Source organism: Brevibacterium sp. SIMBA_078 (assembly GCF_046534565.1).
In the GTDB taxonomy this organism is placed as follows: domain Bacteria; phylum Actinomycetota; class Actinomycetes; order Actinomycetales; family Brevibacteriaceae; genus Brevibacterium.
Genome location: NZ_JAWRYQ010000001.1, coordinates 1,657,126 through 1,679,350 on the forward strand (window position 1 = coordinate 1,657,126; position 22,225 = coordinate 1,679,350).

Below are 22,225 nucleotides of genomic sequence, written 5' to 3' on the forward strand. Positions count from 1 at the left end.
GTGAGTCCCCTCACCTCGGCGCCAGAGGTCATTGGTGGGTAACGAACCGGTATCAGTCCCGGCCCACCCGGTCGAAACCGGGGATCACTGCGTCTGACAAGGCAGAACACCTCGCCGAGGCGGTCCTGCCCTCGCGTTCGCCTCCGCGGTGCGGTACGGGGTGAGTCGCGTGGCTGAGAAATGGGTCACCTCGGTCGCTATACAATGAGCGGGATTGCCCAATGACCCCGGCGCCCGGCGCCGACCGCTCAAACCCCGGAGTGCCGATGACGGACAACACCACCTTCGACGATCTCTTCGACCACCAGAACGAGGAACAGCAGCGCCCGCGCAAGAAGAAGCGCGTCTGGCGCAAAGTCCTCGTCGCACTGCTGATCATCGTCATCCTCGGCGTGCTCGGCATCGGGCTCTACGTCTGGAGCGTCGGCCGGTCGTTCGACAAGAATGCGAACCAGCTCAGCGATGAGCAGGTCTTCGGCAAGTCCGGCGGCGGCAAGGACGGCGACGGCACGAACATCCTGCTGCTGGGCTCGGATGAGTCGATGAAAGACGTCGACGTCAACGATTCGCGCGGACTGCGTTCGGACACGATCATGGTCATGCATCTGCCCGAGAACGGCGGCAACGTCCAGATCATGTCGATCCCGCGCGACACCTACGTCGATATCGAGGGCCACGGAAAGTCGAAGATCAACGCGGCACTGTCCTACGGCGGTCTGCCGCTGGCCGTGTCGACGGTCTCGGACTTCATCGGCACCGAACTCGATCACGTGGCGATCATCGACTTCGAGGGATTCAAGGCACTGACCGACAGCCTCGGCGGGGTGACCGTGAACTCCGAGCAGGCGTTCGAGAAGAACGGCTATTCGTTCACCAAGGGCGAGAACGTCCTCAACGGTGACGAGGCGCTGACCTTCGTGCGCGAGCGCAAGCAGTTCCAGGACGGCGACTTCCAGCGTGCGCGCAATCAGCAGGCGTTCATCCGCGGTCTGACGAACGAGATGATCTCGGCCGATACGCTGTCGAATCCGAAGAAGATCCAAGACATGGTCAAGAACTTCGCGCCGTACATGTACGTCGATTCGGGCATGGACGCGAAGTACATCTCCGCGACCGCGTTCAACATGCGCGACGTCCGCCCCGGTGATATCGAGTTCTTCACCGCGCCCGTCGCCGGCGTCGGCACCTCCCCGGACGGTCAGTCGATCGTCAACGTCGACGAGGATGAGCTGAAGAAGGTCCGTGACGCGTTCAAGAACGACACCGTGGCCGACTACGTGCAGAACGCCCCGGAGGCGCATCTGTAGAACCTCGCCGAGGCGGCCCACCTTAGCCGCAGACGCCCAGGCCCAGCGTCGCTGAGTCACACGCCGAGCCCCGCTCCAGGATCGTTCTGGAGCGGGGCTCGATGGATCGGCGTTCAGATGGCTGGAGCTTCAGTCCTCGAACTGAACCTTGTGCACGGCGTTGGGAGTGCCCCACTCGTCGTCGGGGTCGACCACGGCTTCGGTGGGCATGCCGAGCGACATCTTCTCGCCGGTGACGGAGTTCTCGTAGTCGACGTAAGTCGTGCCGGCGGCACCTTCTCCGCCGACGCGGTCCCAGTGGGTGACTTCGTCGTCGCTGTGTGCCTGCAGCTCTTCGGCGACCTTGGTCGAAGCGAATGCCTCAACCCGGTCCGTATCGCCTTGACCCCAGGCTCGGACGAGCTCGTCGGCGTATTTGACCGGTTCGGTCGGGTAGTACACGGACTGCGTGTCGGCACCGGAGTCTGCAGACTGGCTGGATGAGTCGGCCGCGGAAGCGTCGGCGGCCACGGCCGGGCCGGAGGCGAGTCCGAGTCCGGCGAGTCCTGCGACGGTCGCGATTCCCAGGGCTGCCGCACGGTTGCGAACGGAGTACTTCATTGTGTCGATCCTTTTCTGTTCATCTGCCGCTTCTGCTGGTGGACGTGTGAGTTTCGCAGGGCGGTATGTCGATTGACGGTGAACAGTCTTGCGATCGAATCTAGAGGGCGCGACAACGGAGCCTGACAGCCGACTCAAGGTCTGTCACAGCGGGAAAACAGGAATATTGCAGTAGTGCGACGGTCGCTGTTACACATAAGCTGACCACTGTTTGGTGGCAACATGTCTTACGGGTGAACGTCGTGGTCATGGCTTCATGCGGACGCAGTGGTCTAAGTCGCCCGCGGGGTACGCGCAATTGCGGCCGTATCGTCGGCTCGGTTGGGAGCCTCTGCAATTGCGACAATCCTGCGCAGGCAGCGATACATGATCGTGATCCGCACTCGCCCTTACAAAAGTGAACAAAAGTATCCGCGGCTGCAAAGTGTGAGCGCAGCGATGAAGTTCGCTGCATCCACACTTCGAAGCCGCGGAAGTGAGTTATTCGTACAGTCGCTGGTGCTTAGTCCAGCACGCCGTCGACGAGCGTCCGTGCATCGTGCTGGACCTGGCGCAGGTGGTCCTCATCGCGCAGCGACTCGGCGTAGATCTTGTAGACGTCTTCCGTGCCCGACGGCCGCACGGCGAACCACGCATTGTCCGTGGTGACCTTGAGTCCCCCGATGGGGGCATTGTTGCCCAACGCCGAGGTGAGCACCTCCTTGACGGGTTCACCGCCGACGGTCTTCGCGCTCACCTGAGAGGCATCCAGGGACCCCAGCCGTGCCTTCTGTGCGCGCGTCGCCGGAGCATCCTGGCGGGCATAGGAGCTGGTGCCGTGATTCGCGGCCAGCCCAGCGTAGCGCTGCGAGGGAGTCTGCCCGGTCGTGGCAGTCATCTCGGCGGCAAGGAGGGCGAGGATGATGCCGTCCTTGTCCGTCGACCACACCTTGCCGTCTCTCCGCAGGAACGATGCGCCAGCAGATTCCTCACCACCGAAAGCTAAAGTCGAATCGAGCAGGCCGGGAACGAACCATTTGAAGCCGACGGGCACCTCGAAAAGGGTGCGATCATGAGCGGCGACGATGCGGTCGACGATCGACGAGGTGACCAGAGTCTTGCCGATCCCCGCGTCCTTCGGCCAGTCGGTGCGGGAGTCGAGCAGGTAGTCGATGGCCGCTGCCAGATAGTGGTTGGGATTCATCAGCCCTGCATCGGGAGTGACGATGCCGTGACGATCGGCATCGGCGTCGTTGCCGGTGGCGATGTCGAAGTCGTTGCGTGAGGCGATGAGGCCGGCCATCGCATAGGGGGAGGAGCAGTCCATGCGGATGTTCTCGTCCCAGTCCAGGGTCATGAACGACCAGGTGGGGTCGACGTCCGGATGGACGACGTCGAGGTTGAGGTCGTAGTCCTCTGCGATGGCCGCCCAGTAGTCGACGCTGGCTCCGCCGAGCGGATCGGCGCCGATCTTCAGCCCGGAGCTGCGAATGACATCGAGGTCGATGACAGACTCGAGGTCGTCGACGTAGTTCGAGACGTAGTCGAAGTTCTCGGTGTTCTCCAGATGGAATGCCCGCTGGAATGGGGTGCGCGGGATCTTCTCCCACCCCTCGGCCAGGTACCGGTTGGCGCGCTCGGCGATCCAGGTCGTCGTCTCGGTGCCGGCAGGTCCGCCGTGCGGCGGGTTGTACTTGATGCCGCCGTCGGCAGGCGGATTGTGGCTGGGAGTGACGATGATGCCGTCGGCCTGCGCATCCTCGCGCGACTTCCCGGCATTGAAGCCGAGGATCGCGTGGGAGACGGCAGGGGTCGGGGTGAAGCCGTCGCGTTCGTCGATGAGCGCCGGAACCTCGGCAGCGGCGAGCACCTCGAGGACGGTGAGGAATGCGGGCTCACTCAGTGCGTGAGTGTCACGGCCGAGGAAGATCGGCCCGCGAATGCCTTTGTCTCGGCGGAAGTCGACGATCGCCGCGGTGATGGCCGCGATGTGCGCCTCGTTGAAGGAGCGGTTGAAGCTCGAACCGCGATGGCCGGACGTCCCGAAGCTCACTGCTTGCGAAGGCACCGAGGGGTCGGGAACCAAATCGTGATAGGAGTCGAGAAGGGCAGGGATGTCAACGAGATCCTTGTCCTGGGCCAACTGGCCGGCGCGTGTTGTCATTCTTCTACCTAACCAAATGACAGCGGTTGCGCACAGTTGTGTCCACGGAGTTCTTGCATCGTGGACTTCGACGGCTCCTCGGCGGGAGAACTAGCGGCCTCGCTCAACGGTGGCCGTCTCAGTCAGGCGGCTCCACGGAGTCGTCTTCCTCTTCCTTCGTGTCTCCACCGCTGATATCTCGGTCTTTGTCTGGGGAGGAGGACCTTTCGGCTTTGGCCTGGGCTTCTTCGGGATCCCGATCGATCGGAACATCGTGTTCGGCAGCGATGCGCTCGAGCCTCTCTTCGGGAGTTTGGGAACTGCCTTCGGCGTCTGTCTCAGCGCCGACTCCGACGGCAGTGCTCTCGATGTTCTGCTCGTCTTCGGTCTGGTCTTCTGCTGAGTTCTCCGGGAGGTTCTTCTTCTCGTCACTCATGACTTCGGCTCCTTTCGGAGTTGAACACGCTCACCGCGTTCGGCGGAGGAACGGGGATCATAAGAGGTATGGAAGTGATCCGTGGTCTCGACGGTAGACCCATCGTGGAAACGGGGCAAGGGGACTCGGTCTTGCGGCTCCTCCGGTCGACTTCGCGACGACGGGAGCGACTCTCGCAGACGGTGGGATCAATCCGCTGACTGCTGGCTGGCCGACTGCAGGTGCCTTTCTGCTCACTTCACCCAGGGCTCTTCGCCGGTCTCGGAGACGATCGGCTTACCATTGTCGATGTTCCATGAGCCCATGCCGCCGTCGACATTGAAGGCGTCGAAGCCATTCTGGTTGAGCCAGGCCACGGCTCGGTTCGAGCGTCCGCCGGTGCGGCAGATGACGTACATATCGTCATCGAGAGGAAGATCGTCGAGACGGCCCGGCAGCTCGCCCAGCGGTACGTGGATCGCGCCTTCGATATGGCCGGCCTCCCATTCGTCATCCTCGCGGACGTCGATGATGGCGGCCCCCTCGGGGATGTCGTTGACGGTGACGGTCGTTTCTTCATCCATGTCTTCAGTGTAGGCAGGCAAGCCGGGTGTTCGCACCTGCCCGAAGATTCCGAATCTGCGCATGTCCGTCATCGGGTTCGCGACCCTCTGCGTGGCTGTGCGCGCAGCCTGTGCGCACTTCGAACGGCTCCGGATTTCAGTCATCTCAGTCCAGTTCCAAGGGGGCTGTTGCCGACCGGAGAGCCGTGTGAGAATGGCCGAGTAGTCGTTGATGCGCCAGTCGACCGCGACCCGCCCGAACGAGCCACGGCCCGCGTCAGCGACTTCATCGGCAGGAACCGTCTGCGAAGGGAAATGGTCATGAACAACAGAGACAAGAGCGACGAGTCGCCGGCCGAGGAGAAGGCCCGTGACATTGCATCAGCACTGGACGAAGCGACGGAGCCGCTGGGCGGCACGTCGTCCATGGAATCTCACGCCGAAGTCGGATACACCGAAAACAACGTTGAGGAGCGTGCCCAGAACACGGCAGTGGAGGAAGGCGTGACGCTGCACCGCAATCCCGATGGTTCGCATACGGCGATCGACGAATCGAAGGCCGCCGAAGCGACTCCGAGCTCAGGAACCGAGAACTCCGGAGCCACTGACGCTTCCCTTGCCCCGGGTATGGGTGCCTCGGTCGGCGCCGCGAGCACGCAAGTAGCAGCCTCCGCCACTGACGACACCGAAGCCGGCCAGGTATCCGCCGCGGGCCATGGGCAGAAGCCCGCAGGAGAGGCGGCGACAGACGAGCTCGACCGGGCCGACGTCGTCAAGATCCTGCGCGGCGGTGATTCTGTCATGCTCGCGACCGCGCTCGCCGACGGCAAGATCCTCGCTCACCCTATGGCACCCCAGCAGGTCACCGAGGAGGCCGACGTCTGGTTCTTCCTCGCCCTCGACGGCGACCAAGCGAAGGCGCTGCAGACGAACCCCGAGGTCAATATCAGCCTCGCGGAGGCGGGCAACTGGTTGTCGGTGGCCGGACGCGTGAAGTTCGTCGACGACAAGGCCAAGGTCGATGAACTGTGGTCGGATTCCGCCAAGGCGTGGTTCGATGACCGCCGCGACCCGAACCTGGGACTCATCAAGGTCGTCACCCACTCCGCACAGCACTGGGGATTGCCCGGTGGCAAGGCATCGGGCCTGTTCCGCATGGTCAAGTCCAAGCTCACCGGAGACCGCCCGTCCGGCGGCACACAGACCACGGAACTCTGAGCCGTGAGAGGTCAGGGGGCTCGGCACGACTGCTCTGCTGCCCGTGTCGGGCGCCCCACCTCACCGCGAGCCGCCTCTGCGAGGCATAGCATGGAGGCATGAGCAAGCGGATCGTCATCATCGGTGCGGGATTGGCCGGCACGACCGCGGCGCGGGAGCTGAGCGCGCGCGGTCAGGCCGTCACAGTCATCGACCCCCAGGCCGGCGAAACGTGTGAGCGGCCGCCGCTGTCGAAGCATCTCTTCGACGGCTCCCGCCACCACCTGCCGTACCACCTCGAATCGACCGAGCACATCACCTTCGTCCGTGACCGGGCAGAAGAGATCACCCTCGCCGAGGCGGCCGCGGACTCCCGCTACACCGCCGAGACCCAGCGACACCCCCATCCGCTGGCGGACCACCACGCCCCCGCGGGCACCATCCATCTGGCGTCGGGGGAGTCCATCGACTTCACCCACTGCATCCTCGCCACCGGGATGGAGGCGAACCGCCCCGAAGTCCCCGCCTACCCGGACGCCCTGCCGGTCTATGACCTCGGCGACGCCGAATGGATCCTTGAACGTGTGAACGACGCGACAGAGGCCCTCAACGTCGGGGTGCTGGGCTCCGGTTATCTCGGAATGGAAGTGGCCACCTCGGCGGTGGCGGCCGGACACCACGCCACGGTCTACCTGCGCGGGGGCGAACCCCTGCGCAAGCAGCTCTCCGCTCCGGTGCGGCAGGCTCTATTCGACAAGCACAAGGCCGCCGGAGTCGAATTCGTCACCCACACCGCGAGCCCGGACGACATCCAGGCCGATGTTCACGATCTATTCATCACCAGCGTCGGAGCCCGCCCTCGGCTGATCCCGATCGACGGCCACCGCCCCGCTCATGCGTGGGATGTGGATGAGAGTTTGGCAACATCCCATCCGGGTGTCTTCGCCGCCGGCGACTGTGCCATCGTCACCGCCGGACCCTATGCGCTCGACCATCCATGGGCCTGTGAACCGGTGGCCGAAAGTCACGGAAAGTTCCTCGCCGAGCTCCTCGGCGAGGGGCCGGGAGAGCCGTCGAACAAAGGCGAGAACGACTCCGAATCCGCTTCAGGCAGTGGGCCGGAAGGGGGTCCGAAAGTCTGGTCGGACGTCCCCTGGCACTGGAGCTTCCAAGGCCCGGAGAAGGTGTTCACGGCGGGTCTGACGAGCCCTGACGCTGACGACACGCTCATCCGACACGACCCCAGCGGGTCGAAGTTCCAGGTCTTCCACTTCGATGGGCCTGACCTGGAGTCGAGGCTCGTCGGTGTCGAGACGTTCAACTGGCCGCCGATGCAGGCGGCAGCTCGACGGGTACTCGGCGGTAATAATATTCCGACGAGGGCCCACTTGGAGGACCCCGACTTCGACTTCAAGGCTCACAGCCGACTGTGAGTCTGCGCTAGTCTCATCCCGTAGACTCTTTCTGTTCTATCCCCAGTCGCCGACGAGAGAATTTTCTGTTCATGGATATGGCCAGGCTTGCTGCCGAGCACGGACTCGAGAGAGTGGGTGGACGGCCGTCTCTGCCCCAGTACGTCAAACAGCTTCTCAACCGAAGCGACTTCACGTACACGCTTGCGAAGTACCGGATGCAGTCCGAGAACGAGCGCAACCGCCTCGGCATGGCCTGGGTGCTCCTGCGCCCGTCGTTCTCGGCTCTGATCTACGGCACGGTCTTCGGCGTCATCATGCAGGGAGCGACTGCTCGGCCGCCGGACTTCGCGCCATTCGTCGTCATCGGCGTCTTCATCCTCGAGTTCTTCAACACCTCGATGAATGGCGGCGCGAAGTCGATCATCTCGAATGCCTCGCTAGTGCAATCGCTGCCGTTCCCGCGCATTGTTCTGCCCATCGCCAAGGTGTTCCAGAACCTGCTCGACTTCATCCCCACCCTCCTCTTCATGGCGCTCATCGTCATCATCTTCGGCGCGCGTCCTGATTGGGACTGGTTCCTCTTCATCCCGCTGGTCTTCCTGTTCTGGGTCTTCAACCAGGGTGTGGCGTTCATCTTCGCCCGCGCGACGGTTCACTTCCGAGACCTCTCGCAGGTCACCCCATTCATCTCCCGAATGATCTTCTACACCTCGGGTGTCTTCTTCGACCTCAAGGTCATGGTCGACAAGATCGACCCATCCCTGCAGCCCTTCGCCGATTGGCAGCCGATCAACAATGTGCTGTCCATCGCCCGCGGCATCCTCATGAAGGACGGGGTCGTTCCCTACGACTACTTCTGGCACCTGGCTATCTGGGCATTCGGCATCTTCATCATCGGCTTCGTGTTCTTCTGGCAGGCCGAGGAAAGGTTTGGTCGTGATGAGTGACGAGAATTCGTTCGACACCGGCAGCCTCCCCGAGGTGACCCGGAACAACCCGCCCGTCGTCGTCTGCGACAACGTCCACGTCCGCTACAAGACCCTGGCCACGGGCAAGAAGCTCAAACTGGGCAGTAAGAACGTGATGGGGCGGAAGCGTGAGCTGCGAGAGGTTCACGCACTCAAAGGCATCAGCTTCGTCGCCCACAAGAACGAATCGATCGGCATCATCGGCAGCAACGGCTCCGGCAAGTCCACGCTCATGCGGTCGATCACCGGGCTGACCCCGACCTCCGAGGGCGCGATCTATGCGACGTCACGGCCGAACCTCCTCGGTGTCGGTGCCGCACTGATTCCGGATCTCTCCGGTGCTCGCAACATCATTCTCGGATCCCTGGCTCTGGGGCTCACCCGTGACGAGGTCGACGAGAAGTTCGACGATATCGTCGAGTTCACCGGTCTCGAGGATTTCATCGACCTGCCGATGCGCACGTACTCCTCGGGTATGTCCCAGCGTCTGAAGTTCGCGATTGCGACCTCGGTGCAGCACGAGATCCTCATCGTCGATGAGGCACTCAACGTCGGTGACAAGAAGTTCCGTGATCGTTCCGAGGGCCGTATCCGCGCCATTCGTGAGAACGCCGGTACCGTCTTTCTCGTCTCGCACTCGATGCGCACGATCAAGGACACGTGCAATCGTGCGCTGTGGATCGAGAAGGGCGAGCTGCTCGCCGACGGTCCGGCGCTTGAAGTCATCCGCAAATACCAGGCCTTCACCAAGGCCGAGAAGGCGAAGGAAACCGAGGAAGAGCCGGGCTGAGCCCTTTTTGCCCTGCCTTCGCCCCCTTGCGAATTCGGCCCCGTCCTCAGCAGAGGACGGGGCCGTTTCCACTACCGCATTTCTTTCATCCCACTTCGGTCAGCGCACCTCGTCGAGGTGCCCCTTGAGGTACTTGCCGGTCACGCTGTCGGAGGCAACCGCGATCTGCTGCGGGGTTCCCGTCGCGACGATCTGCCCGCCATCCTGACCTCCACCGGGGCCGAGGTCGATGATCCAATCGGCGTTGGCGATCATGTCGAGGTCATGCTCGATGACGAGCACCGTCCCACCTTGGTCGAGCAGCTGCTGGAAGACGCGCACGAGCACACGCACATCCTCGGGGTGCAGGCCCACCGTCGGTTCGTCGAAGACGAAGAGCGTGTGCTGCTGTGACTTCCCGAGCTCGGTGGCGAGCTTGAGCCGCTGTGCCTCTCCGCCGGAGAGCGCCGGGGTCGCCTCGTGGAGGGTGAGGTATCCGAGCCCCACATCGGCCAGCGCTCTCAGCCGGGCGTGGACCTTGCGCATCGCGGTGAGGTGGGGGAGCGCCTCGGTGACGGTGAGTGCCAACAGCTCCGGCAGCGACTGCGGCTGACCATCGGCATCTGAGGGGCGGCAGTATTCGTCCGCGTCAGGGCTGTAGCGTCGCCCTTCGCATTCGGGGCAGGGAATGTCGATGTCGGGGAGGAACTGCACGTCGAGCGTGATCTCGCCTGTGCCTTCGCATTTCGGGCAGCGCAGCGAACCCGTGTTGTAGGAGAAGTCCCCGGCAGTCAGCCCGGCATCCTTCGCGGAATCGAGTCGAGCATAGGCGCGGCGAAGGTCATCGAGCACCCCGGAATAGGTCGCCACGGTGGAGCGGACGTTGATGCCGATCGGGGTGGCGTCGACGACATTGACCCGCTCGATCCCGCCGGCATCGAGTTCACGCACGTGAGACGGCATCGCACGTTCGTCCGCGGCAGCCTCGGCTTTGAGCGCGGGGACGAGACTGTCGAGGACAAGCGTGCTCTTGCCCGATCCGGACACGCCGGTTACGACGGTGAGCCGCTTGCGTGGGATCTCGGCCTCCAGCGTATGAACGGTGTGGATCGGTGAGGTGAGCAGCCGGATCCGACCGTGGTCGTCGATCTCGGCTTCGGGTGCGGGAGTGCGTACGAGGGCGTCGGCGCGGCCGGTGAGGTAGGGGCCGATGCGGGAGTCCGGGTGTGCGTCGAGTTCGGCGACGCTGCCTTCGGCCACGACCGAGCCGCCGTCCTTGCCGGAGCCGGGGCCGATTTCGATGAGGCGGTCGGCTTCGCGGAGGACGAGTGGATCGTGGTCGACCATGACCACGGAGTTTCCCTCCTCGAGGAGGTCGGCGATCACACCCTGCAGACCTTTGATGTTCGAGGGGTGGAGGCCGATCGAGGGTTCGTCGAGGACGTAGAGGACGCCGGTGGTCTCGTTGCGCACGGCACGGGAGAGTTGGACTCGTTGGCGCTCACCAGTCGATAGAGAGGAACCGGCCCGGTCGAGTCCGAGGTATCCGAGACCCAGGTCGAGCAGCCGGCGAGCCATGACGAGAAGTGCGTCCACCAGCGACCGGGCCATCGGCTGCATGGGCGTGGGGAGAGTTTCGGGAACGTCCGCGGCCCAGTCGACGAGTTCGTCAAGCGTCATCGCAGTCGCATCGGCAAGCCCGAGATCGCCGATGCGCGGCGCACGGGCGGCGGGGGAGAGGCGGGTGCCCTCGCAGTCGGGGCAGACCTGCTCGGAGAGGAACCGGCTGACCCTGGCGAAGCGCTTTTCGTTGTCCGCGCGTTTGAGTTCTTCGGTCACCGTCAGGCGAGCGTTTCGGAAGGTGAAGTCGAGGTCGTGGAGCCCCTTCTTCGAGGTGACCGTGATGTGCTTCTTCTCCTCGGGACCGGCGAAGACGATCTCGCGCTCCCAGTCCTCGAGGTCGCGCCAGGGCACGTCGGTGCGGACGCCGAATTCGCGGGCGATCTGTGGCTGGACGTTGAAGCCGAACATCTGCCAGGGGATGACTGTGCCGTCGTCGATCGACATGTCGGGGTCGCGGATGAGGGAGGCGTCATCGACTTCTCTGATGGTGCCGATGCCTTCGCAGCGGGGGCATGCTCCACCGGAATTGAAGGCGAGCTCCTCGGCGCCGGGAGCATGGACGGTCTCACCGCATTCGGGGCAGTCGAACGGTTCTTCGGCCGCGACGTTGAGGGTCGGCTCCTGCCGGTGCCCGTTCGGGCAGAGGTGGGAGGCCAGCCGAGAGAACATCAGGCGAACGACGTTGAGCAGCTCGGTCGAGGTGCCGAACGTCGAGCGGACCCCGGGGACTCCGGGGCGTTGCCGCAGAGCAAGGGCGGCGGGTATATGGCGGACGGTGTCGACGTCGGCGCGAGCGGCTTGAGCCATGCGTCGACGGGTGTACGTCGACAGAGCTTCGATATAGCGGCGGGAGCCTTCGGCGTAGAGGACTCCCATGGCCAGCGAGGATTTGCCCGAACCGGAGACGCCGGCGATGGCGACGAGGGTATTCAGGGGCACGTCGACGTCGATGTTCTGCAGGTTGTGCACGCGGGCGCCGCGCACCTCGACCGCTGTGGCAGGGGCAGTGTTCCGGGCTTCGGTCGACATATCGTGATCGTAACAACCGGCACTGACGTGACTCGTCACCTGCTGAGACCGTCTTTGCGGCCGGATATGACGGGACTACAATCGTCACGCTGACGACCATAGGGGCACGCTCGTCAGATCGGATTCGCCGAACAGAACGACAACCAGCAACACCAGCCCCGGATGATGAGCAACGGTGCCTGCATCCTGCAAGCCCACGATCCACCACCGGCTTCGCCAACCACGGCATCCGGGCACCTACAAGAAGAGGCACACGATGACTGAGACACCCGTCGAGTCCCGCGAAGACAAGTCGCGGGCCCGCAAGGCCGTAGTTGCGGCCGGACTGGGCAACGCCCTCGAATGGTATGACATCATCCTGTTCGGGTTCATGGCCACCTCGATCACCGCGGTCTTCTACCCGGGCGAAGGCCTGTCCGCGCAGCTGATGACCTGGGCGACCTTTGCCATCACCTTCGTCGTCCGTCCGCTGGGCGCGATCATCATCGGCCGCTACTCGGACAAGCACGGCCGCAAATCGGCGCTGTCGCTGACGATCGGTCTGATGACCCTCGGTGTGTTCATCATCGTCATCCTGCCCGGCGAAGCGACCATCGGCATCTGGGGCGCGATCGGCCTCATCATCGCCCGCATCATCCAGGGCATCTCCGCCGGCGGCGAATTCGGGTCGGCCACAGCCTTCCTCACCGAGAACGCCAAGCGCGGCAAGGCCTACTATGCCTCCTTCCAGACCGCGACCCAGGGCATCTCGATGTTCCTGGCCGCCGGAATCTCGTGGATCCTCAGCTCGGCACTGAGCGAAGAGGCCCTGCACTCCTGGGGCTGGCGCGTGGCCTTCGCCCTCGGCCTGCTCATCGGACCCGTCGGCTGGTACATCCGCTCGAAGATGGATGACACCCCTGAGTTCAAGGCTGCCGAGAAGACCGATAACCCGCTGCGCGTCCTCCTCAGTGAGAACTTCGGTCGCCTGTTCTCCGCGTTCCTCATCATCGCGATGGCCACGATCTCGGTCTACCTCATCACCTTCCTGCCGCAGTTCGCCGTCACCAACCTCGGCCTCGACGCCTGGGCATCATTCCCCGGCGCCGTCGTCGCCGGTGTCATCACCCTCATCGGCGCCCCGTTCGCCGGCCGCCTGGCCGACCGAGTAGGCCCGACGACCGTGATGATCCCGACGACCATCGTCGGCATCATCGTCGCCTGGCCGATGTTCATCCTCCTGACCGCGAACCCCTCGATCGGCGTCCTCACCCTGTGCGAGGCGATCGTCGGCCTGTTCATGGTCTTCTATTTCGGCCCGATGCCGGCGCTGCTGTCCGAACTGTTCCCCGTCAAGGTGCGCAGCTCCGGCATGACCATCGCCTACAGCTTCGGTGTCGCGATCTTCGGCGGCTTCGCCCCGCTCATCCTCACCGCACTGCTCGGCGCGACCGGTCTGCTGACCGTGCCCGGCTTCTACTACGCGGGTCTGTCGCTGCTCTCCCTCATCGGCGTGATCATGGCCCGGAAGCTCTACAGCCAGCGCTAACCAAACGGCAAAAGCGAACAGACCCGACCCCGCCATTGTGCGGAGTCGGGTCTGTTCGCGTGTTCCCGCCGGCTCGCCCGTTCCTTTCTCAGGAATCCGAGCACGCGACGGGTCTTCCTCGCCCCGTTCAAGCCAGCCCGCGCATTTGGGTGCGTGTACCGCGCGATAAGCGAGCTTGGCCTTGAACGACAGTAGGAGGGAGGAAAGGAAATCCCTCGCCGAGGCGGCCCACCCCAACCGGTGAACCGTCCCATTCGTCGTGCTGACGTCGCAACCGCGGGTTCGAAGTGTGGGCGTTCACCGTAAAGGCCGTGCGCCCACACTTCGAACCCGCGGTTGCTGATGAGCAGGGCCGGTCAATTCGCAGCGCTCACCCGCCGACGGGCACCTCGGCGCCGGCTTCCTCGACCTTCCGCGCCTTTGCAGCAACCCGCTCGATGCGCACGACGTGAGCCAGCAGTGCGAACCAGACGAGAGCCAAGCCGGCGAGCGTCAGCCACACGGTCGACGCGCCCAGCCCGAAGGTGAGCAGGATGGTGCGGATGTTCGTGAGAATGATGATTCCGCCCGCGGCGACTGCAAGCACCTTCGCCGGCAGCAGCTTCACCAGCCACGCAGCGAACGGTGCGGCGATGACGCCGCCGATGAGCAGCGCCGCCACGATCTGCCACTCGATGCCCTGCGAGCCGAGTGCGACGAGGAACCCGAGCGAACCGCCGACGGCGACGACGAACTCACTCGTATCGATCGACCCGATGACCTTCCGGGGCTCCAAACGTCCTGATGAGAGCAGCGTCGTCGTCCCGACCGGACCCCAGCCGCCACCGCCGATGGCATCGAGCGCTCCACCGACGAACCCGACCGGCACGAGCATCCCCGCGCTGGGCCGCGACTTGAACTCCGGACGCTTCCCGCCCAATGCGAGGAACCGCCAGATCACGTAGACCCCGAGCGCGAGCAGGATTCCCGAGATCCACGGGGTCGCGGCCTCCCCATCGAGGCTGGCGAGGAACGTCGACCCGAGGACCGCGCCGATGAAGCCGGGACCGGCGAGGATGCCCACCGTCCGCCAGTCGACATTGCCGAACCGGTGATGGGAGATCCCTGACACCAGGCTTGTGCCCAGTTCAGAGAAGTGCACCGCCGCCGAGGCGGCCGCCGGTGCCGTACCCGCCGCGAGCAGCAGCGTGGTTGAGGTGACGCCATAGGCCATCCCCAACGATCCATCGATGAGCTGAGCGATGAGGCCGACGATCCCGAGGACGATGAGCTGACGCATGTGCTTGCCTTTCGTGGATGACGCGAAGGTGGTGATGACGCAGAAGACGTCGAAGATGCGGGCGGTGTCAGGAACGCAAAGACGCGTTGACTAGACACACTAGCGAAACTGTTGAGCAGAATGGCGAATCATCCGCAATCCTACGAACTCGGTCGCTGTATGTCGAAAGATGACGCCACATGGCGGTATTTCCCTGATGACGAGCCTGTATGCGGCGTTGACACTGATGGGTTACGCTGTGCGAATGCAATCAAAAGTGACGAGAGCTGCTCACCCGGGCCGTGTAGTCGTTGAGCAATTGCTTTGCGCGATGACCGTGACACCCCCGGTTCCTGCGCGGGGTCGGGCGCCGCAGCCAGTGAGATTCCGGGCGCAGAGGCCTGCCCAGGAGTGGGCGCTGTGACGGGGCTGCCGTCCGTGGGTCTGATCTCCCACGGGACCTCATCGCCGACCGGCCAGGTCCTCATTGAGGTGCTCGCGGCAGAGATCGCCACAGACCTGCGCATTCGCGGGATCGCCGACGAGGTCATGCTCGGCCATGTGGACGTCCAGAAGCCCGACGTCGACGAGGTGATCGCTCGCCTGCCCGCCGACCGTCCGGTGATCCTCGTGCCGCTCCTGCTCTCGCCGGGGTATCACGTCCATGTCGACCTCGCCGAGGCGGCACGTCGTGCCGGTGAATCGGGCCGTGACGTTCGACGAACGCCCACGCTCGGGCCCGACCCGAGGCTCGCAGAGATTCTCGCCGATCGGCTTCCGCCCTTGCGGGACAACGACGAGGTCATCCTCGCCGCCGCCGGTTCGAGCGACGAGCGGGCGAACGAGTCCTGTCGCGAGATGGGCCGGCTGCTGGCCGCAGAACTCGAGCGCCCCGTCGAGGTCGGCTTCCTCGCAGGCGGAGGAGTGGCCCTGAATGACCTCGTCGCGGAGAGTCGTGATCGCGCAGCTCGACCCGTGCTCGCGAACTATCTGCTGGCGCCGGGATTCTTCGATGACCTCGCACGGAAACTCGTCGACGGCGGCAGTGATTCGTCCGGTGTTCTATCCCCGCCGCTGCTCACCAACGGAAGCAGCGGCGCCGCCGTGCCGCCCCGACTCGTCGACATCGTCCGCGATCGGGTCAGCGGAGGCATCCGCGAAAGGGTCCAACCCCACGCCTATGTCGCGGACATGCTCAACGCCTGACCGCACCCGCGGCAGGCGGCCCCAACCGCCCCGCGGCAGACCGTGACGCCATATGTCACTCCATGACACAATCCCTCCGATAATTTGTTGAGCAATTCGGCATTCATGTACCGTGATTCATCACTGGTTCCCCTCAGCGTTTGGAGACAGCAATGTCCACTCAGGTGGAAGAGAACAAGGAAACGGCAGGTAAACGGACCGCTAAGCGGCCCGCCCGCCCGAAGAAGTCCAATGGGCAGTGGAAGATCGACGGCCATGAACCGTTGAACAAAAACGAGATCGACAAAGCCGAAGACAACGGCCTCAACGTTCGCGCCCGGATCGAAACCATCTATGCCAAGCAGGGATTCTCTTCGATCGACTCCGACGACCTGCACGGCCGCTTCCGCTGGTGGGGCCTGTACACCCAACGCAAACCCGGAATCGACGGCGGCCGCACCGCGAAGCTCGAGCCGCATGAGCTCGAGGACGAGTACTTCATGTTGCGTGTCCGCATCGACGGCGGAAAGCTCACCACCGAGCAGCTGCGGGTCATCGCCGACATCTCCACCGAATTCGCCCGCGACAGCGCCGACCTCACCGACCGCCAGAACATCCAGCTGCACTGGATCGAGATCGAGAACGTCCCCGAGATCTGGCGCCGCCTCGAAGCGGTCGGACTCCAGACCACCGAAGCCTGCGGCGACGTCCCCCGCGTCATCCTCGGCTCACCTGTGGCCGGCATCGCCGCCGATGAACTCATCGACCCGACACCGGCGATCGAAGAGATCTCACGCCGCTACATCGGCGACCAGAGCCTGTCGAACCTGCCGCGCAAATACAAGACCGCGATCACCGGCCACCCCAGCCAGGACGTCGTCCACGAGATCAACGACTGCTCCTTCGTCGCCGTCGAACACCCCGAACACGGCATCGGCTACGACCTGTGGGTCGGCGGCGCCCTGTCCGTCGTCCCCCGCTTCGCCGAACGCCTCGGCGCCTGGGTCGCCCCCGACCAGGTCGTCGACACCTGGCTCGGCGTCACCCAGATCTTCCGCGACTACGGCTACCGCCGCCTGCGCAACAAAGCCCGACTGAAGTTCCTGCTCGCCGACTGGGGTCCGGAGAAGTTCCGCGAGATCCTCGAGACCGAATACCTCGGATACAAACTCGCCGACGGTCCGGCACCGGCCCAGCCGATCACCGCTGGCGACCACGTCGGCGTGCACAAGCAGACCGACGGCCGCTACTACATCGGGGTCAGCCCCGTCGTCGGCCGCGTCTCGGGCACGCTGCTCGGCCAGGTCGCCGACCTCGCCGACAAGTACGGCTCCACCCGCCTGCGCACCACCCCGCACCAGAAGTTCCTGCTGCTCGACATCGAGGAGAAGGACGTCGAAACCGTCGTCGCCGAACTCGACGCCTTGGGCCTCTCCAGTCGCAAGGACCTCTTCCGCCGCTCGACGATCGCGTGCACCGGCATCGAATACTGCAAACTCGCCATCGTCGAGACCAAGCAGACCGCAGCTGACACCATCACGAAGCTCGAGGAGCGCCTCGCCGACATCGAGGAGCTGCCCCACCCGATCAGCTTCCACCTCAACGGCTGCCCGAACTCCTGCGCCCGCATCCAGACCGCCGACATCGGACTCAAAGGCCAGATCGTCACCACCGACGAAGGCGAACAGGTCCCCGGATTCCAGGTCCACGTCGGCGGAGGTCTGGCCTCGAAGGACCGCGACGAGGCCGGCCTCGGCCGCACCGTCCGCGGGCTCAAGGTCACCGCCGAGAACCTCAGCGACTACGTCGAGAAGCTCGTCCGCCGCTTCCTCGCCGGGCGCGAGGAGACCGAAACATTCTCCGAATGGGCCCACCGTGTTGACGAGGAGGAACTGGTATGACCCGCACGAACACGACCACCACCGAGGCGGCTCCCACCACCGCAACCGCGGTGAAGGGAAGGGCAGCGACCCAGTCCCGCCCCGAACCACGCCCCGTCGAGGAACTCAAGGCCGTCGCCGAGGCGGGTGCCCGTGAGCTCGCCGGTGACCCGGAGAACGGTGTTCCCGAGGCCAACCCCGCCGACGTCATCCGCTGGGTGTCCCGGAACTTCGACACCGCGGCCTGCGCCGTGGCCTGCTCGATGGCCGACGCCGCCCTGCCGCATTACGTCGCCCAGTACCAGCCCGGCGTCGATGTCCTCTTCCTCGACACCGGCTATCACTTCCGGGAGACCTATGACACCCGCAACGAGGTGGCCCGCCGTGTCGACGTCCACATCGTCGACGTCCTCCCGGAGCAGACCGTGGAAGAGCAGGACGCCGAGTTCGGCAAGGATCTCTTCGCCCGCGACCCGGGCCTGTGCTGCGCCCGCCGCAAGGTCGCACCGCTGAAGAAATCGCTGAAAGGCTACGAACTCTGGTTCACCGGAGTCCGCCGTGACGAGGCTCCCACCAGGACGAATACGCCGCTGATCACCTTCGATGAGAAGAACGGACTCGTCAAGGTCAATCCTCTGGCCGCGTGGTCCTTCGATGATCTCCTCGACTACTCACGCGCCTTCGACGTCCCGGTCAACCCGCTGCTTGACCAGGGGTACCCGTCGATCGGCTGCCAGCCCTGCACTCGTCCCGTCGCCGAAGGGGAAGACCCCCGCGCCGGCCGTTGGGCCGGATCGACCAAAACAGAATGCGGACTCCACACATGAGCATCGACACCCAGTTCAACAACGACACCCACACCGCCCCCGAGGCGGCGCCCGCCCACAATCCGGGTGCGAGCCTGTCCACCCTCGACGTTCTCGAATCTGAAGCGATCCACATCATCCGTGAGGTCGCCGCCGAGTTCGAACGTCCCGTGCTGCTGTTCTCCGGCGGCAAGGACTCCGTGACGGTCCTCCACCTCGCGGCGAAGGCGTTCTGGCCGGCGAAGATTCCGTTCGGACTCCTCCACGTCGACACCGGACACAACTTCGACGAGATCATCCGCTTCCGCGACGAGACGGCGGAGAAGTACGGCCTCGACCTCACGGTGGCGAAGGTCCAGGACTACATCGACGACGGTCGCCTGCGCGAACGCCCCGACGGGACCCGCAACACCCTGCAGACCCAGCCGCTGCTCGACGCCATCACTGGCGGGAAGTTCGACGCTGTCTTCGGCGGTGCCCGCCGCGACGAGGACAAGGCCCGGGCGAAGGAACGCATCCTGTCCCTTCGTGACGAATTCGGCGGCTGGAACCCCAGCAGTCAGCGCCCCGAACTGTGGAACCTCTTCAACGGCCGCCACCTGCCCGGCGAACACGTGCGCGTGTTCCCGATCTCGAACTTCACCGAACTCGACGTGTGGAGTTACATCGCCCGCGAAGGCATCGAGCTGCCCGAGCTCTACTTCGCCCACGATCGCGAAGTCTTCCAGCGCGACGGCATGTGGTGGGCCACGGGCGAATTCTCCACCCCGCGCGAGGACGAGACAGTCACGACCAAGAAGGTCCGCTACCGCACCGTCGGGGACATGAGCTGCACCGGGGCCGTCGAATCGAGCGCCGATGACCTCGAGTCCATCCTCGCCGAGGTGGCCGCCACCACTGTGACCGAGCGCGGTGCCACTCGTGCCGACGACCGGATCTCGGCCGCGGCGATGGAAGACCGCAAGAAGGACGGGTACTTCTGATGACGACGACGACCACCACCGAAACAACCACCACCGAGGCGACGCCGACGTTGGACACGACGACGAAGACGCTGCTGCGCTTCGCCACCGCCGGATCCGTCGACGACGGCAAATCCACGCTCGTCGGCCGGCTCCTCCACGATGCGAAGGCGATCCTCGCCGACCAACTCGCCGCCGTGACAGCGACCAGCCGGGAACGCGGATTCCTGGGAGGTGAGTTCGACTTCGCTCTGCTCACCGACGGTCTGCGGGCCGAACGCGAACAGGGCATCACCATCGACGTCGCCTACCGGTACTTCGCCACCGACCGTCGCTCGTTCATCCTCGCCGACTGCCCCGGACACGTGCAGTACACACGGAACATGGTCACGGGAGCCTCGACCGCCGATGCCGTCGTCGTCCTCATCGACGCCCGCACCGGCGCGACCGAACAGACTCGCCGGCACCTCACCGTCGTCTCCCGACTGGGCATCCGCCACGTCATCATCGCCGTCAACAAGATCGACCTCATCGACTACGACCAGGCGAGGATCGAGACCGTCGAGAACGACATCAAGACGCTCGCCGACGAGATCGGCCTCGAGACCCCGCACCTCATTCCGATCTCCGCCCTGGCCGGGGACAATGTCGCCACCACCTCGGACAACACGCCCTGGTACACGGGTTCGGCACTGCTCGAACTCCTCGAGACCCTGCCGAGTGCGGACGAGGACACCGCCGACCTCGAGGCCTTCCGCCTCGACGTGCAGACCGTGCTGCGTCCGCAAGGGGGCCTGGCACCGGGTCTCGACCCCGAGGAATTCCGGGACTACCGGGCCGTGGCCGGACAGATCACGGCCGGGCGGGTCAGCCTCGGCGATGAGATCGAGATCCACCCCGCCGGGCTGAAAACGACGGTGACCGGCATCGATACCGCCAGCGGTCCCCTTGAGACCGCGAGTGCGCCGCTGTCGGTGGCGCTGCGGTTGGCCGATGATGTCGATACCGCCCGTGGCAGCGTCATCGGCGCAGCCGGCACCTTGCCCACCCCGCGCCGGGAACTGCGCGCCGAGGTGTTCCCCTTCACGGCCGAGGGCCTGCGCACAGGGGATCGGGTGCTCATCAAGACGGGGACGACGACCGTGAAGGGGATCGTCACCATCGAGTCCAAACGCAACCTCGAGACCTCAAAGACCGAACCCGCCGAGGTGCTCGCCGGCAACGACATCGGCCTGGCCCGGGTGAAGCTGTCCGCCGAGCTGCCGGTCCCGGACTTCCGCGACCACGGCACGGCCGGAGCCTTCGTCGTCATCGACCCGCAGACAGGGAACACCCTCGCTGCCGGAATCCACACCCCCGAGGCGGCCCCCGGCCCCGAATCCACCGAGGACCAGTCATGACACTCTTCCTCCCACAGCAGCCGGGCACGGTGCTGCTCGTCGGCGCCGGACCGGGCGATCTCGGACTGCTCACCGTCACCGGTCTGCGCGCATTGGAACGCGCCGATGTCATCGTGGCCGACCGCCTCGGCGCCAGATCGGTCATCGATCAGCTCGAGACCGAACGTGGTGCACCTCTGGATGCGCAGACCATCGATGTCGGGAAGCAGCCGGGGCACCACCCGGTGCCGCAGAGCGGGATCAACGACATCCTCATCACACAGGCGAAGCTCGGTCACCGAGTCGTTCGTCTCAAGGGCGGGGACCCGTTCGTCCTCGGACGTGGGGGAGAGGAGGTCATCGCCTGCCGCGCCGCCGGAGTCGATGTCCGCGTCGTCCCCGGGGTGACCAGCGCGAACTCCGTTCCCGCAGTCGCCGGGATCCCGCTCACCCACCGAGGCGTCGCCACCTCGTACACGGTCGTGACCGGTCACGACCAGCTGGGCGAGATCGGCGGGGGACGCGACCACACCGTTGTCGTGCTCATGGGAGTGGGCACACTCATCAATTCGGCGATGGTGCTCGCCCGATCCGGGCGCGGTGACGACTGCCCGGTTGCGATCGTCGAAGACGGTTTCGGGGAGAACCAACGAGTGACCATCGGAACCCTCGGCGACATCGCCTTCCGCGCGGCTCGCCGAGGCGTCCGGTCACCGGCCGTGATCGTCGCCGGTGATGTCGTGACCCTGAGCCCCTACGCCGATGGTGCGTTCACCCAGGCGACCGAGCCTGCCGCATCGGCATCCGAACTCGTGAGGAACCCATGACCTACATCATCGCCCAGCCGTGCGTGGACTTGAAAGACCGAGCCTGCATCGAGGAATGCCCGGTCGACTGCATCTACGAAGGCACCCGCTCCCTCTACATCCATCCCGACGAATGCGTCGACTGCGGAGCCTGCGAACCCGTATGCCCCGTCGAGGCGATCTTCTACGAAGACGATGTGCCCGATGAGTGGGAGGCCTACTACAAGGCGAACGTCGAATTCTTCGACGACATCGGCTCCCCGGGCGGAGCAGCCGCTCACGGGGTCGTCGACAAAGACCATCCCTTCATCGCAGCTCTGCCGCCGCAGAACACTGACGACTGACCAGCAGCGAGTCCTCGCTCCACCACACCGAGCGACTCCCCGCTCCACGACGACTGATCAAGGAAACCT

19 protein-coding genes are annotated in these 22,225 nt (G+C 64.8%); 13 read left to right on the plus strand and 6 right to left on the minus strand.

Features of this window, described 5'->3' with window-relative positions; genetic code table 11:
- Positions 1-266: 266 nt before the first annotated feature.
- The gene (locus tag SB749_RS07305; RefSeq protein ID WP_410709750.1) at positions 267-1,307 is read left to right on the plus strand and encodes an LCP family protein; all 1,041 of its coding nucleotides are present in this window, start codon (positions 267-269) and stop codon (positions 1,305-1,307) included.
- A 129-nt stretch (positions 1,308-1,436) separates the two neighbouring features.
- Here SB749_RS07305 and SB749_RS07310 read toward each other — a convergent pair whose 3' ends face one another.
- From SB749_RS07310 to SB749_RS07325, 4 genes are all read right to left on the minus strand, one after another.
- Positions 1,437-1,907, minus strand: a complete 471-nt coding sequence (locus tag SB749_RS07310; protein WP_410709751.1) for a hypothetical protein — start codon at positions 1,905-1,907, stop codon at positions 1,437-1,439.
- Positions 1,908-2,409: 502 nt separating this feature from the next.
- Positions 2,410-4,050: a phosphoglucomutase (alpha-D-glucose-1,6-bisphosphate-dependent) gene (gene pgm / locus SB749_RS07315; RefSeq protein WP_410709752.1), complete on the minus strand. Its 1,641-nt coding sequence runs from the start codon at positions 4,048-4,050 to the stop codon at positions 2,410-2,412.
- A 118-nt stretch (positions 4,051-4,168) separates the two neighbouring features.
- Positions 4,169-4,465 carry a hypothetical protein gene (locus tag SB749_RS07320; RefSeq protein WP_410709753.1) on the minus strand — a complete coding sequence of 99 codons (297 nt, stop codon included), beginning with the start codon at positions 4,463-4,465 and terminating at the stop codon, positions 4,169-4,171.
- 233 nt (positions 4,466-4,698) lie between these two features.
- A complete protein-coding gene (locus tag SB749_RS07325; protein ID WP_410709754.1) occupies positions 4,699-5,028 on the minus strand; it encodes a rhodanese-like domain-containing protein in 330 nt (109 codons plus the stop codon).
- A 300-nt stretch (positions 5,029-5,328) separates the two neighbouring features.
- On the opposite strand from SB749_RS07325, the gene SB749_RS07330 reads away from it, so the two are divergent.
- From SB749_RS07330 to SB749_RS07345, 4 genes are all read left to right on the plus strand, one after another.
- Positions 5,329-6,225 (plus strand): pyridoxamine 5'-phosphate oxidase family protein, encoded by an 897-nt coding sequence (locus tag SB749_RS07330; protein ID WP_410709755.1) that lies wholly within the window; start codon positions 5,329-5,331, stop codon positions 6,223-6,225.
- A gap of 98 nt (positions 6,226-6,323) precedes the next feature.
- Entirely contained in the window at positions 6,324-7,637 is a 1,314-nt protein-coding gene (locus SB749_RS07335) for an FAD-dependent oxidoreductase (RefSeq protein WP_410709756.1), read from the plus strand.
- Positions 7,638-7,714: 77 nt separating this feature from the next.
- Positions 7,715-8,566 (plus strand): ABC transporter permease, encoded by an 852-nt coding sequence (locus tag SB749_RS07340; protein ID WP_342589967.1) that lies wholly within the window; start codon positions 7,715-7,717, stop codon positions 8,564-8,566.
- Positions 8,559-9,377 carry an ABC transporter ATP-binding protein gene (locus tag SB749_RS07345; RefSeq protein WP_410709757.1) on the plus strand — a complete coding sequence of 273 codons (819 nt, stop codon included), beginning with the start codon at positions 8,559-8,561 and terminating at the stop codon, positions 9,375-9,377. Before SB749_RS07340 ends, SB749_RS07345 begins: the two co-directional genes overlap by 8 nt.
- A gap of 99 nt (positions 9,378-9,476) precedes the next feature.
- Here SB749_RS07345 and SB749_RS07350 read toward each other — a convergent pair whose 3' ends face one another.
- Complete coding sequence (locus SB749_RS07350) at positions 9,477-12,008, minus strand: excinuclease ABC subunit UvrA (protein ID WP_410709758.1); 2,532 nt, start codon at positions 12,006-12,008, stop codon at positions 9,477-9,479.
- A 256-nt stretch (positions 12,009-12,264) separates the two neighbouring features.
- Here SB749_RS07350 and SB749_RS07355 point away from each other — a divergent pair, with 256 nt between their 5' ends.
- Positions 12,265-13,536: an MFS transporter gene (locus tag SB749_RS07355; protein ID WP_139469992.1), complete on the plus strand. Its 1,272-nt coding sequence runs from the start codon at positions 12,265-12,267 to the stop codon at positions 13,534-13,536.
- A gap of 370 nt (positions 13,537-13,906) precedes the next feature.
- Here the strand turns inward: SB749_RS07355 and SB749_RS07360 are convergent, their stop codons facing one another.
- Positions 13,907-14,815 carry a sulfite exporter TauE/SafE family protein gene (locus SB749_RS07360; RefSeq protein ID WP_410709759.1) on the minus strand — a complete coding sequence of 303 codons (909 nt, stop codon included), beginning with the start codon at positions 14,813-14,815 and terminating at the stop codon, positions 13,907-13,909.
- 399 nt (positions 14,816-15,214) lie between these two features.
- On the opposite strand from SB749_RS07360, the gene SB749_RS07365 reads away from it, so the two are divergent.
- From SB749_RS07365 to fdxA, 7 genes are all read left to right on the plus strand, one after another.
- Complete coding sequence (locus SB749_RS07365) at positions 15,215-16,000, plus strand: sirohydrochlorin chelatase (protein WP_410709760.1); 786 nt, start codon at positions 15,215-15,217, stop codon at positions 15,998-16,000.
- A gap of 152 nt (positions 16,001-16,152) precedes the next feature.
- Positions 16,153-17,880 carry a nitrite/sulfite reductase gene (locus SB749_RS07370; RefSeq protein WP_410709761.1) on the plus strand — a complete coding sequence of 576 codons (1,728 nt, stop codon included), beginning with the start codon at positions 16,153-16,155 and terminating at the stop codon, positions 17,878-17,880.
- Entirely contained in the window at positions 17,877-18,686 is an 810-nt protein-coding gene (locus SB749_RS07375; RefSeq protein WP_410709762.1) for a phosphoadenylyl-sulfate reductase, read from the plus strand. Before SB749_RS07370 ends, SB749_RS07375 begins: the two co-directional genes overlap by 4 nt.
- Positions 18,683-19,648 (plus strand): sulfate adenylyltransferase subunit CysD, encoded by a 966-nt coding sequence (gene cysD, locus SB749_RS07380; protein WP_410709763.1) that lies wholly within the window; start codon positions 18,683-18,685, stop codon positions 19,646-19,648. The genes SB749_RS07375 and cysD overlap by 4 nt, the downstream gene beginning before the upstream one ends.
- The gene (locus SB749_RS07385; protein WP_410709764.1) at positions 19,648-21,027 is read left to right on the plus strand and encodes a sulfate adenylyltransferase subunit 1; all 1,380 of its coding nucleotides are present in this window, start codon (positions 19,648-19,650) and stop codon (positions 21,025-21,027) included. Before cysD ends, SB749_RS07385 begins: the two co-directional genes overlap by 1 nt.
- Entirely contained in the window at positions 21,024-21,833 is an 810-nt protein-coding gene (gene cobA, locus SB749_RS07390) for a uroporphyrinogen-III C-methyltransferase (protein WP_410709765.1), read from the plus strand. The genes SB749_RS07385 and cobA overlap by 4 nt, the downstream gene beginning before the upstream one ends.
- Positions 21,830-22,156 (plus strand): ferredoxin, encoded by a 327-nt coding sequence (fdxA, locus tag SB749_RS07395; protein WP_025776713.1) that lies wholly within the window; start codon positions 21,830-21,832, stop codon positions 22,154-22,156. Before cobA ends, fdxA begins: the two co-directional genes overlap by 4 nt.
- Positions 22,157-22,225 lie beyond the last annotated feature (69 nt).